Source organism: Mycobacterium pseudokansasii (assembly GCF_900566075.1).
Lineage (GTDB): Bacteria > Actinomycetota > Actinomycetes > Mycobacteriales > Mycobacteriaceae > Mycobacterium > Mycobacterium pseudokansasii.
Window position 1 is genome coordinate 1,696,394 of record NZ_UPHU01000001.1, and the last position, 17,422, is coordinate 1,713,815.

The 17,422-nt window shown below is 67.3% G+C and carries 17 protein-coding genes and 2 pseudogenes; 9 read left to right on the forward strand and 10 right to left on the reverse strand.

Annotated elements, in window-relative coordinates:
- Nucleotide 1: 1 nt before the first annotated feature.
- Genes EET10_RS07775 through EET10_RS07790 form a run of 4 tightly spaced genes read right to left on the reverse strand, consistent with a single transcriptional unit; the run spans nt 2 to nt 4,735 of the window.
- Nucleotides 2–1,702: a patatin-like phospholipase family protein gene (locus EET10_RS07775; protein WP_099188145.1), complete on the reverse strand. Its 1,701-nt coding sequence runs from the start codon at nt 1,700–1,702 to the stop codon at nt 2–4.
- Between the two features lie 18 nt (nt 1,703–1,720).
- Nucleotides 1,721–2,608, reverse strand: coding sequence for an Rv3090 family protease (locus tag EET10_RS07780; RefSeq protein ID WP_036404053.1), 888 nt, complete (start codon nt 2,606–2,608; stop codon nt 1,721–1,723).
- Nucleotides 2,609–2,662: 54 nt separating this feature from the next.
- Nucleotides 2,663–4,090 carry a protein adenylyltransferase SelO gene (locus tag EET10_RS07785; protein WP_425293766.1) on the reverse strand — a complete coding sequence of 476 codons (1,428 nt, stop codon included), beginning with the start codon at nt 4,088–4,090 and terminating at the stop codon, nt 2,663–2,665.
- Between the two features lie 57 nt (nt 4,091–4,147).
- Nucleotides 4,148–4,735, reverse strand: a complete 588-nt coding sequence (locus EET10_RS07790; RefSeq protein ID WP_036404049.1) for a TetR/AcrR family transcriptional regulator — start codon at nt 4,733–4,735, stop codon at nt 4,148–4,150.
- A gap of 92 nt (nt 4,736–4,827) precedes the next feature.
- On the opposite strand from EET10_RS07790, the gene EET10_RS07795 reads away from it, so the two are divergent.
- Together EET10_RS07795 and EET10_RS07800 are read left to right on the forward strand one after the other, a co-directional pair.
- Nucleotides 4,828–5,685: an oxidoreductase gene (locus tag EET10_RS07795; RefSeq protein WP_122502034.1), complete on the forward strand. Its 858-nt coding sequence runs from the start codon at nt 4,828–4,830 to the stop codon at nt 5,683–5,685.
- Between the two features lie 248 nt (nt 5,686–5,933).
- The gene (locus EET10_RS07800; protein ID WP_036404046.1) at nt 5,934–6,764 is read left to right on the forward strand and encodes an LLM class F420-dependent oxidoreductase; all 831 of its coding nucleotides are present in this window, start codon (nt 5,934–5,936) and stop codon (nt 6,762–6,764) included.
- 24 nt (nt 6,765–6,788) lie between these two features.
- Here EET10_RS07800 and EET10_RS30635 read toward each other — a convergent pair.
- A pseudogene (locus tag EET10_RS30635) lies at nt 6,789–7,187 on the reverse strand (styrene oxide isomerase); the annotation flags it as partial.
- A gap of 82 nt (nt 7,188–7,269) precedes the next feature.
- Between EET10_RS30635 and EET10_RS07810 the strand changes: the two are divergent.
- The gene (locus EET10_RS07810) at nt 7,270–7,650 is read left to right on the forward strand and encodes a DUF2750 domain-containing protein (RefSeq protein ID WP_036404352.1); all 381 of its coding nucleotides are present in this window, start codon (nt 7,270–7,272) and stop codon (nt 7,648–7,650) included.
- A 22-nt stretch (nt 7,651–7,672) separates the two neighbouring features.
- Here the strand turns inward: EET10_RS07810 and EET10_RS07815 are convergent, their stop codons facing one another.
- The 4 genes and pseudogenes from EET10_RS07815 to EET10_RS07830 all read right to left on the reverse strand — a co-directional run bounded on the left by EET10_RS07815 (nt 7,673) and on the right by EET10_RS07830 (nt 12,028).
- On the reverse strand, nt 7,673–9,481 hold the full coding sequence (locus EET10_RS07815) for a sulfatase-like hydrolase/transferase (RefSeq protein WP_099188147.1): 1,809 nt from the start codon (nt 9,479–9,481) through the stop codon (nt 7,673–7,675).
- Nucleotides 9,474–9,950, reverse strand: coding sequence for an SRPBCC family protein (locus EET10_RS07820; protein WP_051490571.1), 477 nt, complete (start codon nt 9,948–9,950; stop codon nt 9,474–9,476). The genes EET10_RS07815 and EET10_RS07820 overlap by 8 nt, the downstream gene beginning before the upstream one ends.
- 50 nt (nt 9,951–10,000) lie before the next feature.
- A complete protein-coding gene (locus EET10_RS07825; RefSeq protein WP_036404042.1) occupies nt 10,001–11,191 on the reverse strand; it encodes a cytochrome P450 in 1,191 nt (396 codons plus the stop codon).
- Between the two features lie 10 nt (nt 11,192–11,201).
- Nucleotides 11,202–12,028, reverse strand: a pseudogene (locus tag EET10_RS07830) (mycofactocin-coupled SDR family oxidoreductase).
- 76 nt (nt 12,029–12,104) lie between these two features.
- Between EET10_RS07830 and EET10_RS07835 the strand changes: the two are divergent.
- Complete coding sequence (locus EET10_RS07835) at nt 12,105–12,698, forward strand: TetR/AcrR family transcriptional regulator (RefSeq protein ID WP_167480147.1); 594 nt, start codon at nt 12,105–12,107, stop codon at nt 12,696–12,698.
- 105 nt (nt 12,699–12,803) lie between these two features.
- Nucleotides 12,804–13,721 (forward strand): HpcH/HpaI aldolase/citrate lyase family protein, encoded by a 918-nt coding sequence (locus EET10_RS07840; RefSeq protein WP_036404040.1) that lies wholly within the window; start codon nt 12,804–12,806, stop codon nt 13,719–13,721.
- Between the two features lie 7 nt (nt 13,722–13,728).
- Here EET10_RS07840 and EET10_RS07845 read toward each other — a convergent pair whose 3' ends face one another.
- Nucleotides 13,729–15,000, reverse strand: coding sequence for an HNH endonuclease (locus tag EET10_RS07845; RefSeq protein WP_122502035.1), 1,272 nt, complete (start codon nt 14,998–15,000; stop codon nt 13,729–13,731).
- 152 nt (nt 15,001–15,152) lie between these two features.
- On the opposite strand from EET10_RS07845, the gene EET10_RS07850 reads away from it, so the two are divergent.
- From EET10_RS07850 to EET10_RS07865, 4 genes are read left to right on the forward strand one after another with little or no spacing between them, the layout of a single operon-like run.
- Nucleotides 15,153–15,521, forward strand: a complete 369-nt coding sequence (locus EET10_RS07850) for a DUF732 domain-containing protein (RefSeq protein ID WP_218028443.1) — start codon at nt 15,153–15,155, stop codon at nt 15,519–15,521.
- A 4-nt stretch (nt 15,522–15,525) separates the two neighbouring features.
- Nucleotides 15,526–15,882: a DUF488 domain-containing protein gene (locus tag EET10_RS07855; RefSeq protein WP_036404036.1), complete on the forward strand. Its 357-nt coding sequence runs from the start codon at nt 15,526–15,528 to the stop codon at nt 15,880–15,882.
- Between the two features lie 21 nt (nt 15,883–15,903).
- On the forward strand, nt 15,904–16,797 hold the full coding sequence (locus EET10_RS07860; RefSeq protein WP_036404034.1) for an LLM class F420-dependent oxidoreductase: 894 nt from the start codon (nt 15,904–15,906) through the stop codon (nt 16,795–16,797).
- A gap of 1 nt (nt 16,798) precedes the next feature.
- Complete coding sequence (locus EET10_RS07865; protein WP_036404032.1) at nt 16,799–17,422, forward strand: GNAT family N-acetyltransferase; 624 nt, start codon at nt 16,799–16,801, stop codon at nt 17,420–17,422.

Genomic DNA, 17,422 nt, shown 5'->3' on the forward strand with positions numbered 1-17,422 from the left:
CTTACGTCAGGTGGCGGTTTCGCCACCGTGCCCAGCGTCCGGTCGGCGACTGAATCGCGGCCATCACCGAGCTCATCGACGACGCCACCGACTTCGCGCGGGCCGTGGGCTCGGCGACCGGCGGGCCGTCGCCTTCCCACCACGTCGGCTGCAACAGCGCCGTCGTCACCGGGATGGCCTCGTCGACGCTGCCGCGTCCCCACTCGCAGGCGCGGTCGATGGCGGCGACGGACGGCGCCAGGTTGATGGGCGACAGCGTGGGCTGGAATTTGACCAGGTGATCGACATACGGCAGATTGCGCACCATCTGCAACTGGACGGCCTGGGTGATCGGGGCCAGCCACATATGCCGCGAATCCCATTGCGGATGAAAGCAATCGAAGGCCAGATAGCACGCGTTGCGGGTGCCGAGCTTGCCGTCGCGCACCCGCTTCCAGGCCAGCTCCACGGGCACGTTGCTGGCCGCGCCGCCGTCGACGATCGCCGCGATGTCCTTCTCGGCGCACAGCTCGTCGAGGATGCCGACCATGCGATGGTCGCGCGTTTCGTGGTGCAGCACACCGGGGATGGCCGACGAGAACGATGCGGCGTCGACGACGTCGAAGTCACGGTCGGAGTCGTCGCCGCTGATCACGATGGGCTTGACCACCCGCAAATCGATGAAGGCCGATACCTGCCACATCCGGGCCGCGACCAACGGTCCGATGCCGATCGGGCGAAACGGCAGCGACCGTAACTGCAGCGCCGCCAGTTCCGGACGGCGAAACCTCGACGGCAGCGCCGCATACGGCTGCCGGCGCACCCCGGCGACCACGATGTCGAACGGAATGGCCAAGTCCGACATGCGCATTCGCACGCCGTCTTCGCGGCTGAGCAGGGCCAGGGCGAACTGGTCGAAGCGCAGCGCGAAGACGCCGGCCAGGCCGTGACGGCGGCGCAGCCGCTCGGGTCCGAGAATGGCGCGGTACGACACCGTCTTGGCCCACTCCATGTACTCCTCGATCGGCACCGGCAGGGCGCGCGCCACCAGGCTGCCGATGATCGAGCCGAACGACGAGCCGATCATGTAGTCGGGCAGTTGGCCGGCCTCCAGGAGCCGCTGCAGACCGCCGATGTAGACGAAGCCCGCCCCCCCGCCGCCGCCGAGGATGGTGACGAGCTTCTTGTAGCCGACCTCGGAATCCAGCTCGGCGGCCGAGAAGTCGTTGCCGTGGCGTTCGATGAGCACTCGCCGCTGGTCGTCCTGGTCTGGCGCCAGAGCCTGCAGCGCATCGCGTGCCGCCTTCAGGGCAGTGACCGGATCCGCCTCCTCGCGCAGCGGTCCGTACAGCGCGTCGGTGACCCTGGAGCGCCACGGCGCGACTTCGGCGCCGACCGACGCGTCACCACGGCCACGGCTGCCCCCGGGCCCGGCTGCGCCCGGCTCGAAGTCGGAGAGCCTGGCGAAATTGAGGATGTAGCGCAACTTGCGCAGTTGCTCGTCGCTCAGCACGTCCGGGTTGGCGAGGTGCTGGCGGATCAGCCGGTTCTCCATCTTCTGCAGCAGCAGGGCCGGCTCGGCCGAGGGCAGGTCGACGGTGTCGGGCGCCGCCTCGGCCGCCTCACCATCGAAGGCCTCGTGCTCGAACTCCTCGATGAAGTCGAACTCGGCGTCGCGGCGGCCGAAGCGGCCGCGCACGGCGTCGGCGAACGGAATGTCCATGGGCACCAATCTTGTCGGCTAGCGTCCGGGCACGGAAACCGTGGGCAGGGCCGAGCTGCCCGGCCAGCAACCCAGCGGGCTGATCCCCTTGTTGATCGCGGCCGTAATGCAGTTCTGCACCACGACGTTGGGGTCGTTGCTGATCGAGCGGGACAGGATCTCGTTGGCCTTGGCCTGGGCTTCGGCGGTCCGTTGCGCCTCCACCGCGATCGAGGTCTGGGCGCGTTGCTGGTTGAGCTGATTGATCTTGTCCTCGGTGCCCTGGTCGTACTGGATGGTGGGGACGTTGACGTCGAAAATGTCGACCTGGCCACTGACATCCTGGCGCATGATGTCGGCGGCGCGCTTGGCGAGCTTCGGCAGCGGGGAGACGTCGAGGTTCTGCGGGTCCAGCGGGTTGAACGCGGCGAACACCTCGTTGAGCGCCACCGAAAGATTCCGCTCGATCAGGTTGACGCGCACGTTGTCGAAGGTCTTGTACTGCTGGAACAGTTCCGGGGCGGCGGGCTGCTTGAGCTGCCAGCGGATGCTGACGTCGGCCAGAGCAGTGGATTGATTGCCCAGCCGCACCATGATCCGCTGATCGTTGTTGCCCTCCTTGACGTATTTGTCGATCTGCACCGCGCCATCCATCTGGTGGGTCATCTGCCACGGCCACTTGCCGTGGAAGCCGTTGTTCAGGCTGACGCCGTTGGGGCGCCCGAAGGCGGTGACGATGGCGATTTGGCGGGTCCCGACGATGGTGAAGCAGCCCAACAGGAAGAACAACGCCGACGCTGCCAGGGCGGCGATGGTCAGCGTCTTAGCGCGGGCGCGGGCTTTGTCGGCGCCGGCGAACACCCACAGCAATGCCGCGACTCCGGCCACGATCAAACCCATGATGAACAGCACGATCTGCCACGTCATCCCTTAGCTCCTTCTGCTGGTGGTGTGGTCAGCAGGGTAGGCGATGGCGCGGGCTCAGGTGCCGCAGAAGGTGCGGTAGGCGCCGAAATCCCCGGGCGCGGGACTGGCGTAGCGCTGCAGGCCCGGCCGTTCGGCATAGGGGTGGGTGACGGCGTCGAGGAGCCGTTCGACGGGACCGAGATCGCCGTCGGTCGCCGCTGTCAGAGCCTCCTCGACCAGGTGATTGCGAGCGATGTAGATCGGGTTGACCCGGTCCATCAGCTCGGTGTCCGGCCCCAGGGCCTGCCACCGCGACAGCCAGCCGTCGAACCTGGCGAGGTCGACGAACAGTCCGCGCGCGGGTTCGGCGTCGCCGCGGGCCGCCTTGGCGAGGTGGCGGAAGAACGACGTGTAGTCGACGCGGCTTTCCTGCAGCATCGGCAGTAACTCGTCGACCAGCGTGGTGGGTGTGGTCAAACCCAGCTTGGCCCGCATGCCCGACGACCACACCGCGTCACAGCGGTCGCGGAATACACCGAACGCTTGCTCGGCGAGTGCGATGGCCTCCTGGGTGTCGTCGGCGAGCAGCGGAAGCAGCGCCTCGGCGCAGCGGGCGAGGTTCCAGCCGGCGATGACCGGCTGATTGCCGTAGGCATAGCGGCCCCAGTGGTCGATGGAACTGAACACCGTTTCGGGGTCGTAGGCCTCCATGAACGCGCACGGCCCGTAGTCGATGGTCTCGCCGGAGATGGTCATGTTGTCGGTGTTCATCACCCCGTGGACGAAGCCGACGAGCATCCACTGGGCGATCAGCGACGCCTGCGCGGCGACCACCGCCTCGAACAGCGCCAGGTAGGGACGCTCGGCCTCGGCAGCGCCGGGGTGATGGCGGGCGATCGCATGGTCGGCCAACCTCCGCAGTAGGCCGAGGTCGCCGGTGAATGCCGCGTACTGGAAGCTGCCGACGCGCAGGTGGCTGCTTGCGACCCGCACCAACAGGGCGCCGGGCAGCACGGTCTCGCGCTGTACCGGGCGACCGGTACCCACGACGGCCAGGGAGCGCGTCGTCGGGATGCCCAGCGCGTGCATCGATTCGCTGACGACGTATTCGCGCAGCATCGGGCCGACGACCGCCCAGCCGTCGCCGCCGCGCGCGAACGGCGTGGGCCCGGAGCCCTTCAGATGGATGTCGCGAAGGCGACCGTCGGCGGTGGCGAGCTCGCCCAGCAGCAGCGCCCGCCCGTCGCCCAACCGCGGGACGTAGCCGCCGAACTGATGGCCGGCGTAGGCCTGGGCTACCGGCGCGGCGCCGTCGGGCAGCAGGGTGCCGACCAGAAACCGCACCCCGTCGGGGCTGCGCAGCCAGGTCGCGTCGAGGTCAAGCTGCGTGCTCAGCGGCTCGTTGAGCACCAGCAGCCGCGGGTCCGGCGGCGTATCGGCTTGCCAGCGGACCGCCATCTCCGGCAACGCGCGAAAGAACCGGTCCTGTAGCGCGACTGTCATATCCGGTGCAACGCTCACCTGATCCAGACTACGGAGCTGTGGCTTCGGGCCCGCGCGTTATGAGGCGAGCGCTTGGTCGATCAGCGTCTCAGCTGCCGCGCGGGCCTGCGTCCACGTCGATGCATCGTTGAGCGAGGTAGCCAGCGCGGCCGCACCTTCGTAGAGAACGGCGAGTTGATTGCCTAGTGAGCGCGGATTGCTGGCGCCCGCATCCCGGGCCAGTTCGGTGAGCCCATCGATGAAATTCTGTTTGGTTGCGCGGACTATTCTTTCAACTCCTGGCATCGCTCCCGCTGCCTCTACGGCAGCATTGTGAAAGGGACAGCCCCGCAGCGGCGCTGTTCCGGCACGAGGACTGTCGAACAACGCCAGTAATCGGCTTCGCGGCGTCTGCTGTGCGGCTTTGCCGCTGACCCGCAGCGGATTGGCGGCAACGTCTCCAATGCTGCGCAGGTACTCTTCGACTACCGCTGTCTTGCTCGGAAAGTGTTGATACAGAGTACGTTTGGACACCGACGATTCGCTCGCCAGTCGTTCGACGCCGGTGGCGTTGATGCCCTCCCGGTAGAACAGCTCGGCAGCCGCGTCCAGGATGCGCTGACGTGCTCCACGGCCGCCCTTGCGTGTCGCATGCTGCCTAGCCATGGGCGGAAGTATACCGAACGGTTTACATATCGCATCAAGCGGTGTAGCGTTGCGCAAGCAAAAGTACACCAGTCGGTTTACTAGGAGTGGAGATGAACGGACGATCGCCAGTGGTATTGGTTACCGGCGTTTCCTCGGGAATCGGGCTCGCCGTGGCGAACGCTTTCGCGGCGAAGGGTTTTGAGGTCTTCGGCACGAGTCGCAACCCGAGTGGAACGCAACCGATACCCGGGGTGGAACTGGTGCAGTTGGATGTCACCGACGCCGCGTCGGTCAGCGCGGCCGTCGCCTCGGTGATCCGGCGGGCCGGTCGCATCGACATCCTGGTCAACAATGCCGGCATAGGGATCATCGGTGCCGCGGAAGAGAGCTCGGTGACCCAGGCGCAGCAGCTCTTCGACACCAACTTCTTCGGCCTGGTGCGGCTGACTCGTGAGGTGCTGCCGCATCTGCGCGCGCAGGGCGGCGGCCGCATCATCAACATCGGCTCGGTGTTGGGTTTGTTGCCCGCGCCCTACGCCGCGCTCTACTCGGCTTCGAAGCATGCCGTCGAGGGGTACTCCGGGTCCCTGGATCATGAAACCCGGGAATTCGGCGTGCGGGTGTCAGTCGTCGAACCCGGTTTCACCAAGACGTCGTTCGGCGCCAATGCGTTCGACGCCGATTCACTGATAGACAGTTACGTGGCCGCTCGCGAGAACGCCCGACGCGTCATCACCGAGGGAGTGCACCACGGGGATGATCCCGCGGTGGTGGCTCGGGCCGTCCTCAAGGCGGCGACCAGCCGAAGGCCGAAGGTGCGCTATCCGGCCGGCAACCTGGCGCGCGGACTGTCGCTGCTGCGCAAGTTCGCCCCGGAAGCGCTGATGGACAAGGGAATTCGCAAAGCGAACAAGGTGACGTCGACATCGAAACCGGTCGCCAGCCGGTTACCCAGCGCAGTGGGGTAGGTAAGTACCTCATCCGCGCCGGCCGCCCGCATGAGCGGCGTGCGAGGCTGGCGCTGGTCGCGCCCGGACATCGGTAATACGCTCAGTCGGTGCCGGCTACGCGCTATGTCGACTTGCATGGTGTGCCAGGCATCTGGCAACTCCTGGCGGTGGTTGCCAGGCGGACGCCGTGGATCCTGCGCGGCGCGTGCCGCATTGTTCCGCCCACCTGCCGAAGGCCATCGCGTAAATAACGATTAGGAGGAAGCATGCGGTTCGGTGTGCTCACATTCGTCACCGACGAGGGCATTGGCCCGGCACAGCTGGGGGCGGCCTTGGAACAGCGCGGATTCGAGTCGCTGTTTCTTGCCGAACACACCCATATCCCGGTCGACACGCGCAGCCCCTACCCGGCTGGTGGCCCGATTCCGCACAAGTACTACCGGACGTTGGATCCGTTCGTGGCGTTGGCCGCGACCGCGGTTGCCACCGAGACGCTGGTTTTGGGCACCGGCATCGCGTTGGTTCCGGAGCGCGATCCGATCCTGACAGCCAAAGAGGTTGCCTCACTGGACCTGGTGTCGCAGGGGCGGTTTCGCTTCGGCGTCGGCGTGGGCTGGCTGCGCGAAGAAGTCGCCAACCACGGTGTCGATCCGGCGGTGCGCGGACGGGTGACCGATGAGCGGCTGCGCGCGATAATCGAGATCTGGACGCAGGAGAAAGCCGAATTCCATGGGAAATACGTCGATTTCGACCCGCTTTACTGCTGGCCGAAGCCGGTGACGAAGCCCTATCCGCCGCTGTATGTCGGCGGTGGGCCGGCGAACTTCACCCGCATCGCCGAGCTGAAAGCCGGTTGGATCGCGATCAGCCCATCATCGGAGCAACTGTCGCGCCCGCTGGAGCGGCTGCGCGCGCTGGCCGGCAGCGAGGTACCGGTGACCGTCTGCCACTGGGGCGACCCGACGGCCACAGATCTCGAAGGCTACGGGCCGTTGGGGGTCGAGCGGGTTTTGGTGGACCTGCCCACCGAGCCATACGACCCGACGCTTCGACATCTGGACAAGCTGGCGACCGAACTCGGCCGCCTCAGCGCGTAGTGCGCCGACGCCGTCGCGGCATCGCAGCCCGACGATGATCACGACGACGCCGGCCACGATGGCCGCCGCAAGTGACAGGAACAGGAAAGTCACGACGCCTTCCTGTGCCGCGGAGGCCTGGTGGCTGCCCGCCGCGATCGGCGCGAGTCTGTGCCCCGCGCCCCATGCGGCCGCCAGCAGCGGTGCCAACCAGTTCGCGTAGGCGGCATATGCGATCAACACGACCACGGTGACCTGCCATGCCTGAGGCAGGTGCAGGTGCGGCCAGAGCAGGCCGAGCAGCACCAGGAACATGCCGTTGAGGACGGCTTCGAGGTGGCTGGACAACGCCATCCGGGGGTTCTTCACCACCGGCCCAGCGAATCCGGTGAGCAGACCGATCAGGAACAGCACCAGCCCGAGGGTGAACAGCAATGTCTGCATAGCAAAACCCTATCGACGCGCGGCTGTTCGTAACAGGTTGGCGGAGACCGGCGTGATCGCGGTGCGGCGGTTAGAGTCGGGCGTGGCTCTCCACCTGACCGCCGAACTTCAGGCGAACTATCAGCGCTTCATCGAGCGGGTGCGCGCGACCCGAGAAGTTTGGGTGCTGCTAGGCCCCGATCTGCGGGGAGCGTGGGTGCACTCGAATGACTACGTGACCGAAGACGACGAGCCGGTCTGCGTACATCTGGTCTACTCCACCGCGGCCTATGCGCGCCGGCACGCGACGGGGGAGTGGGCGGGTATGGAACCGGTTTCGTTGACCCTCGACGAGTTCATCGACGGGCCGCTGAGGGGCATGCATGAGGGCGGTGACTTGTTGGGACCCGATTTCAATGCCGACCTCGCCGGGCTTGAAATCGAGCCCATCGATTTGGCCAAGGCGCTGCTCGGGGAGCCGTGAGCGCGCGGCAGCGCCGTCCGGACTACCTGAATCTCCCCAGCACTCGACGTACCACACCGCCGGACGGGTCGGCCGGCGGCTGACGCTCGGCATACGGCCACGGCTGATTGCGTTCCGGCACCGACACCGCCCGTTGCTGCTTGAGCTGCATCCGCAGATGTTGGCGCAGCTCGTGCAGGTCAGGGTCGGTCCATCGGTTGTGGGCCTCGATGGGGTCGGTGGTCAGGTCGTAGAGCTCCCACTGGTCGTCGACCGGATCGGTGCGGTACGCCTCGCCGCCGATGCCGTTGCCGGCGAGGTGACGCACGCCCGGTTCGGTCCAGGTGGCCGGGTCGTCGAAGGTGCGTACCAGTTTCCACAGGTGCCCGGCGCCGCCGACGGCGTCGGAGTCGTCGACGCGCCCGACGAGCCCCTCGAAGTTGGAGGCCACGTGCGCGGGCACCTTGATCCGCAGCGGCGCTGGCGGATTCACGGTTCGGCCCAGTTGCCGGGCAAACGCCGACGCGCCGGTGTCGCCTTCGAGCACGTTGTCACGCGTCATCAGGTAGACGGCCCGGGACTGATCGGCGGGTCCGCCGTCGACAACCGGCATCAGGTTGCGGCCGGGAAGGGGGTGCACCTCGGTGAACGACTCGGCGAGTTGCGCGGCCGCGACGTCGACGTCGACCCCCGCCGCGCCGAGCAGCGTGGGCACCAGGTCGATGTGCGATGTCGGCGCCGAAACGGTGCGCGCCGTCGTCGCGCCGGCGCCGATGCGGGCGATCACGAACGGCACCCGGGTGGCCTCGTCGTACAGGTTGAACCACTTCTGGTGAAGTCCGCCGTGAGCGCCCAGCAGGTCGCCGTGATCGGCGGTGCGCACCAGAACTGCATTGTCCGAGCCGCCCTCGGTGACTGCTCGGCGCACCCGGTCGATCGGCCCCTCGACCTCGGCGTGCAGCCGGTAGTAGAGGTCGCGGTAGCGCTGCGCGTTGCGTCCATAGTTGCGTTTGACCACCCGCGCCGGACCGTAACCGGAGTAATAGGCCTCCCGGAACGCGATCTGGGCAGCCGGTTTTGCCCGCAGATCTTCGTCAGCGGTGGGCGCGGGGGGCACCGGCGGCGGGTCCAGCGGGGACGGCTTGAGCGGATTGCGTCGCACCCACGCCGGGAACAGCACGATGTCGTGCGGGTTGACGAAGCTGGCCACCAGCAGGAACGGGCGCAGCGCCGCGGCGTCACCGGCGCGCCGGCGCGCGTAACGGTCGTTCAGCCAGGCGACCACCCGATCGGCGATCAGCGGGTCGCGGCGCAGACCGCAGTCGGACATGCCGGCCCCGTGCGGTTCGGGACCCACCCAACCGGAGAAACCGTAGGGGCCCAGCGGGTCGGCGTCGAGGTAGTGCTGCACCGCGGCCGGGTCGACGACGCCGTCGTCGTCATTGGTGGCCAGGGATCCGCCCGTCGCCGGGTCGTGCAGGTCGGCGTGCGAAATGTGCCACTTGCCGTCGTAGTGGGTGTCATAGCCGGCCGCGCGGAACCAGTTGCCCAGGGTCGGCACCTCGCCGGCGCGCAGCCAGCGCAGCCGCGAGTCGTCGAAGCGTTTGCCGATGCCGTCGGTCTGGGTGACCCCATGCAGGTCGGGGTAGTGACCGGTGAACATCGTGGGGCGGCTGGGCACGCAGGCCAGCGAGCCGGTGTAGTGGCGCGTGAAATTCACCCCGTGCTCGTCGAACCAGCGGCGTCCGGTCAGGGTGCGCTGCCGCCAGGCCAGGATGTCGGCCGACTCGTAGGGCGGTACCGCGCGCTCCTCGTCGGTCATCACGATGACGATGTCGGGGCGATCAGACATGCGTGTTCTCCAATCGGTGTGCCAGCCCGGCCAGCATCGCCTCGGACTGCTTGGCCAGGACGCGCAGCGCGACCCATTCCGCCATCCGTGCCGGCTTGCCGTCGCCGACCTCGACCGTGCTGGTCAGGCTCACCACTGTGGCGGCGCCGCCCGGGCCGCTGGGCCGCAGCGTCCAGCAATTGGCGACCTTGCGTAGCCGCGGCGGCAGGCCCTCGATGTCGTAGGCCAGTCTGGTGGGTGGCTCGAACTCGGTGATGCGTTCCACCAGCGCGTTGCTGCCCACCTGCACCCGGCGGGTGGTGCCCACGGGCCCGCCGCCCGGGCCGTGGTTCAACACACACGAATGGTCGACGCCGCCGGCCCACGAACTCAGGGCGCCGAAGTCGGCCAGGATGTCCCAAATCGCCTGCGGCTCGGCCGTTATGGTCCGGCTGCGACTGATGCCTGCCACTCCGCCATCCAACACCATCGCGGGCCAAGGCTTTTCATGCGGTTGACGCAGACCCGGTTCGTGCGGGCTCAGGGTAGCAGGATGCGCAGCCGCTCCCAGCCGCGAACCGTGGAGGTCGGCGCGAGCTTGAGGCTGTCGTAGTCGATGTCCCATTCGGGCCAGCGGTTGAGTAATTCGTCGAGGGCGACCCGGCCTTCCAGGCGTGCCAGGTTGGCGCCGAGGCAGTAGTGCACCCCCTTGCCGAACGTGAGGTGGGAGATGTTGTCGCGGCGGATGTTGAACGTGTCGGGATCCTGGTAGCGCAACGGGTCTCGGTTGGCGGCGCCGAAGAGCAGCAGGATGGCGCTGTGGGCGGGCACGGTGGTGTCGTAGCACGCGAAGTCGCGGAGGGTGTAGCGCGCGACATGGGGTCCGGTGGGCTCGTAGCGCAACGTCTCGTCGACGGTGCGGGTCAACAGCGACCGGTCGTGCGCGACGTCGCGGCGCCGGTCGGGATGCTCGGCGAGCACCTTGGCCAGCCAGCCGATCAGCCGGCCGGTGGTTTCGTTGCCGGCGCCGGCGACGACCTGGGTGTAGTGCAGCACCTCGGTGCGGGTGAGCTTTCTTGTCACGCCGTGCTCGTCTTCGAACTCGACGTTGAGCAGCGCGGTCATCAGGTCGTCGGAGGGGTTCTTGGCGCGCCAATCGATGTAGTCGGCGTAGATGCTGCCGTCGGCGATCTTGCCCGGATTGGCCACCCTCATCGGCGTGCCGGGTTTGGTGCGCAGGTTCGCGTCGTTGGCGTCGCGCACGCTGACCTGGTCGCTCTCCGGGATGCCCAGCAGCATGCCGATGACGCGCATCGGCATCATCGAAGCGAGGTTGGCGATGATGTCGAAGCCGTCCGAGCCGACCAGCGGATCCAGGCAGCGAACGCAGTACGCCCGGATCTGGTCTTCGAGCTCGGCCATCCGGCGCGGGGTGAAGACCCGCGACATGACGCCGCGCAGCCTCGTGTGTGCCGGCGGGTCCTGGAACATCATCACGCCGGGGGGCATGTCGAACTTGGACTGGATCAGTTCGAGGATGTCGCTTCGGCTGTTGGAGAAAGTCTCCCAATCCGACAGCGCCTTCTCGACGTCGGAGTGCCGTGACAGCGCCCAGAAGTTGTAGCGCTCGTTGTAGTAGAGCGGCGCCTCGTCGCGCAGGCGGGCGTAGGTGGGGTAGGGGTCGGCGGCGATGCTGACGTCGTAGGGGTCGTAGTAGAGCCCGGTTCTCATGTGCTGGTCCTTACTTCAGGCAGCTGCCGGCATCGACGGGCAGCGCGACGCCGGTGATGTATCGCGACTCGTCGGAGGCCAGGAAGAGCACCGCATTGCTGATGTCCTCGGCTGTCACCCACGGGATCGGCAGGATGTGAAAGGTCTGGCAGATCGGGGCAAAGTCGTCGAGGCCCGGATTTTCGAGGTCGGGCCGGAACAGGCGAAAAGTGTTGTCGTTGATCAGCAACGGCGTGTTCACGTGTGTCGGGTGCACCGAGTTGACGCGGATGTTGCGCGGACCCAGCTCGACGGCGAAGGACCGCATCAGGCCGACAACCCCGTGTTTGGCGGCCACATAGTGCCCGGTGTGGGGATATGCCTTGAGCCCGGCGACCGAGCTGGTCAAGATGATTGATGCGCCCGAATCCAAATGGGGCACTGCGGCTTTCACCGACTTCCAGACGCCGCTGAGGTTGATGTCGATCATTGCTGCCACAGGTCTTCGTCCATGCGGTCCAGCCGGACTCCCACGGTGCCGATGCCGGCGTTGGCGACGACGATGTCCAGCCGGCCGAGTTGCTCGACCCCGCCGTCGACGGCGGCTTTGAGCGAGCCGTAATCGCGGACGTCGACTTCGGCGGTGACGATCCGCCGGTCCAGAGCTTTGACGAGGTCGGCCGTCTCCGCGAGGTCTTCGGGCGTCGCCGGTGGTGCCGCCGAGTTCTCGATCGGTTGGCAGATGTCGACCGCGATGATGTCGGCGCCTTCCTGCGCAAGCCGCACGGCGTGACTGCGGCCCTGGCCGCGGGCCGCGCCGGTGATAACCGCGACCTTGTCGTCGACTCGGCCGGCCATCGCTCCTCCTCGTTGAGTAACGTTGTTACACCCGGTACGGTAACGACGTTACTGAGCGAGGGCAAGGGTGGTGTTGGTGACCGGCGACCCGGAAAGCCCGCACGACCGCAACCTTGATCCCATCCTGGAAGTGGTCGTCGACATCCTGGAGACCGCAGGCTACGACGCCGTCCAGCTGCGGGAGGTAGCTCGGCGCGCGCGGACCTCACTGGCCACCATCTACAAGCGGTATCCGACTCGAGACGCGCTGATCCTGGCGGCGCTGGAGCGCTGGATGGACGAGAACCGCTACGCCGGTTTGGCCACGCAGCAACCTCGCCCGGACGAATCCATCTACGACGGCCTGCTGCGCGTGTTCCGGACGATTTTCGAACCCTGGGAGCGTCACCCGGACATGCTGCGGGCCTATTACCGTGCGCGGTCCGCCCCCGGCGGTCAGCAGCTGGTGAGCCGGGGTCTGGACGCCGTCGTGCCCGCCGCGATGGCCGTGCTCGGCGAGGCCGACCCCGACCTCGTCGCAGATCTGCCCCCGATCGTGTCCAACCTGGCCTACGGCCTGGTGGCGCGATTCACCGCCGGCGAAATCGCCATCACCGAGATCTTGCCGACCCTGGACCGCGCCCTGTTCCGGCTGACGGCGGGCCACGAACGTCGTGGTTCGCGCCGCTGAGGCGGGTCAGCCGGACGGCTCATTTCGCGATGAGGCTACGGTTTAGGCAGGTTTACGGAACCGCGCTACACACCCACGGAAATGATGATGACCACTGAACACGCAATGTATGAGCAGGTCGACGGCACCGCTACGGATCCCGATGACATCGGTTCACGCATCGATCCCGTTCTCGCCCGAAGCTGGCTGTTGGTCAACGGCGCGCACGCCGAGCGATTCCAGTCCGCGGCGCACTCTCGTGCCGACATCGTCGTCCTTGACATCGAGGATGCCGTGGCGCCCAAAGACAAGCCCACCGCCCGCGACAATGTGGTGCGGTGGCTGGGCGCCGGAAACGGCGACTGGGTTCGCATCAACGGCTTCGGCACCCCGTGGTGGGCGGATGACATAGCCGCGCTGGCCGGCACGTCGATCGGCGGCGTGATGCTGGCGATGGTGGAATCGGTGGACCATGTCACCGAGACCGCGCTGCGACTGCCGAATGTGCCGATCGTGGCGCTCGTCGAAACGGCGCGGGGCCTGGAGCGCATCACCGAGATCGCCGCGGCAAAGGGCACCTTCCGGCTGGCCTTCGGCATCGGCGATTTCCGCCGCGACACCGGTTTCGGCGAGGAACCGACCACCTTGGCCTACGCCCGGTCACGGTTCACCATCGCCGCCAAGGCGGCCAACCTGCCCAGTGCCATCGACGGGCCGACCATCGGTACCAACCCGCTCAAGCTCATCGAGGCCACGGCGGTCTCCGTCGAATTCGGCATGACCGGCAAGATCTGTCTCTCGCCCGAACAATGCGCCGTGGTAAACGAGGGATTGTCGCCGTCGCAAGACGAAATCGGCTGGGCCAAAGAGTTTTTCGCCGAGTTCCAGCGCGACGGCGGAGAGATCCGCAATGGCTCCGACCTGCCGCGCATTGCGCGGGCCACCAAGATCCTCGACCTGGCCCGCGCCTACGGCATCGAAGTCTCGGAGTTCGAGGACGAACGGGTTCACATGCCCGCCCCGACGGACACCTATCACTATTAGGCGCCTGTCAGGCGGCGTGTCGAGCGAGCGCGATGCCGATGCGGACCTCGACGTCGCTGACCGTGATCGGTGGTATCCGCGGTGGGGCACCGGACCGGTATCGCTTACCCGTCGGCGTGGTGAATTCGGCTGTGTGCGTGTGGTTTTCGTCGCTTGTCGTCACCTGCCAGCCAGGGGCTTGCTTGGCGTAGTTGCAGCGCTCGCAGGAGCCGAGCCCGTTATTCGCGGTAGTCGCACCGCCTTCGGCCCATGGCCGGGCATGGTCGCGGTGTCGGATCGGCGCGTCGCAGTAGGGCGTTCGGCACCGCTGATCCCGCAACTCGATGAAGGCGGCCAGCCCGCGAGGAAACCGCCGCGCGCGTGACTCCATAGCGACCAGCGCTCCGCTCCGCGGATGGGCATAAAGCCTGCGCAGCGTTGCCCGTGAGCGCGGATCAGCGACGGTGTCGGCGACCATCGCGCGGGCCACAGCCGCAGGGATGGGGCCATAGCCGCAGACATCCGCCGGTGCGCTGTCGGAGCCGAGCAGCGTCTCGTCGGACAGGACTAGGTTGACCGCGATCGGCGTCGGGACCGTCGCGGCCCGGCCGGTGACCCGCTCGACCAGGGTGTCTGCCATGACCTGTCCGCGTGGGCGCTCGTCGCAGCAAACGTCAGCTTCACGGCGCAGCGCCGCATACACCGACACGCCCTGGGCTACCGGGAGCAGCGCGGTCACATACGACATGGTGTCGGGTGCGGGTCGGATGGTGACCGTGCGTTCCTCGGCAGCCTTGGCCGCCCGATCGACGACGGCATGCGGGTCCAGCCGGTAGGCGATCGCCTTGGCGGCCGCGGCCACCCGCGCATCGCCCAGCCCATCGAGGTTCGCCGGGTCACCACACAACTCGGCGTCCAGCGTGCGCCGATCCGCCACGTCCAGACAGGCGCTTTCCCGCACGATCAGGGTGGCCCGCCATTCCGACAGAGCTCCGGATTCGAGCGCGGCGAGTGTGTGCGGCATCTCGTACACCAGAGCCTTCGCAAAGCCCAGATGCCGCGCGCCGCGGGCCGGTGAGTCTCGCCGCGCCAGCGCAACCTCGTTGGCCACGCCACGTCCGCGCCGGTCGGCGGGCATGCCGGCGGCAGCTTCGGCGGCCCGGCGTGCCGTGTCCAGGGCGGCCGCCGCTCGAGCCTGGCCCGCAGCGGCCGCCGATTTGACTCTCTCCAGCTCGGCGATGCGCTCAATCAAGGTCGCTTGGTCGGCGCGAGGGTCGATCGCCATCGTCGATTCGAACACATGTTCGATACTAGCACGGCCCACTGACACTGCTGACGTTCACCCGGACGTGATCGACATCGAGACGCCGCAGCTGCCCCCAACTGAGAAGTTCCGGCGTAGCGTTGGACCTGCTGACATCGGTGCTGATGACGCTCACCGGGAGGCTGATCATGAGGCCTGCACAGACGTTTGCGGTACCGCTGGTGGGCCTGGCTCTGCTGACCTGCCCGGTGGCCTTCCCCATGACCGACGCGGTGGCCCAAGCCGATCCGCTCAGCACCGAGGATTCCTACTACACCAAGTGGCTCTCCGAGAGCGGGGTGAACTACCAGGGCCGGGTCTCGCTGCAGACGATGATCGCCGAGGCCCACAGCACCTGCGCGATGCTCGACCAGAGCCCCACCCCGCAGACGTACCAGGCGACGGTCAACAGACTCGTCGGCGGACCCGGAAACTTCACCCAGCAGGAGGCGAAGTCGACGGTGCTCGCCGCCGTCAACAGCTACTGCAGCCAGCACAGCAATCTGCTCTATCACTGACGCCATGGTCGCCAAGCGCCAGGTGCGAGTAACGCGGATCTACGAGGACCCCGGTCCCGACGACGGCCAACGCATCCTGGTCGACGGCATCTGGCCGCGGGGTATCCGCAAAGACGACCCGCGGGTCGGCATGTGGCGCAAGGACGTCGCCCCGTCGAAGGAACTGCGTGACTGGTATCACCACCGGCGGGAGCGCTTCGACGAGTTCGAGGCGCGCTACCAAGCAGAGCTGTCGGGCAGCCCGGCGGTCGCGGAATTGCGGAAGCTCGCCAAGAGCGGGCCCATCACTCTGGTCACCGCGACTCGCGAAGTCGACGGCAGTCACGCAGCTGTCTTGGCGAAGCTGCTCAAGGGCAGCTGAGCCGCATGAGACGATCGTCGGATGCGGCTGGGATTGCACGCGCTGGGAATCGGTTCCGGCGCTGACCGGACGGTGATCGACGCCGTCGCATCCGCGGCCGACAACGCCGGTTTCGCCACCTTGTGGGCCGGCGAACATGTCGTGATGGTGGACCGGCCCGCGTCCCGGTATCCCTATTCCGACGACGGCGTGATCGCCGTTGCGGCCCAGGCGGATTGGCTGGACCCGACGATCGCGCTGGCGTTCGCCGCCGCCGCCTCGTCGCGGATCGCGGTCGCGACCGGAGTATTGCTGCTGCCCGAACACAACCCGGTCGTGGTGGCCAAACAGGCGGCGAGCCTGGATCGGCTGAGCGGTGGCCGGCTGATACTCGGCGTCGGCGTCGGATGGTTGAAAGAGGAGTTCGAAGCGCTCGGGGTACCCTTCGAGCGGCGCGCGGCGCGCACCGCCGAATACGTCGCCGCCATGCGCACGTTGTGGCGCGACGATGTCGCGTCGTTCGGCGGAGACTTCGTTGCGTTCGACTGCGTCCGGGTCAACCCCAAGCCGGTCCGCGAGCGCCGCATCCCGATCGTGGTCGGGGGCAACAGCGACGCCGCGATGCGGCGAGTCGCGGCCTGGGCGGACGGCTGGTACGGGTTCAACCTTGACGGTATTGACGCGGTGCGCGAACGGGTCGCCACGCTCGAGCAGCTGTGCGCCGAGTCGGATCGCGACCGCGGTGAGCTGTCACTGGCCGTGGCGCTGCGCAGCCCCCACATCGGCGACGTCGAGACCCTGGCCGAACTGGGCGTGGACGAGCTGGTGCTGGTCCAGGCGCCGCCGGCGGAGGCGGGCGCGGTAGCCGACTGGGTTTCGGCGCTGGCCGACAAATGGCTGTCCACAACCGATGCGGTAGGTAGGCTGGCACGTTGACATGACTGAAGCCGACGCGCTTTTCCCGCGCCAACTGAGCGATCTCACCGACGAGGTCCGCGACGTCCCGCCGCCGCCCACGCCGGCGGTGCCCTCGCCCTACGCGTTCCGGCTGGCCGATCCGGATACCGACGCGGAGATGATCGCCGAGTGGATGAGCAGGCCGCACCTGGCCAGAGCGTGGGAATGTGTGTGGCCGGCGTCGCGATGGCAGCGGTACTTGCGGGCCCAACTCGACGGCAACTACTCGCGGCCGTTCGTCGGTAGCCTGGATGGCCAATATCATGGGTACCTCGAATTATACAGGGCTGCAAAAGATTTGATCTCGACGCTGTACGAGTCTGATCCCTACGATCTGGGGATCCACGCCGCCACCGCAGATCCGAACATCATCACCCTGGGTGTGGCCCAGCTCCTGCTGCCGCACTTCGTGGCCAGCGTGCTCAATGCCGAACCACAGTGTCGCCGAATCATTTTCGACCCGGACTATCGAAGCAAAGGGATACGCCACTTCTGTCACAACGGTGGTTGCGTCTTCCTCGGCGAACACGAACTGGCGGATCGGCGCGTGGCCCTCTACGTGCTGCCGCGTACGCTCGACGACGTGCCGGCCCTGCGGCAGTGA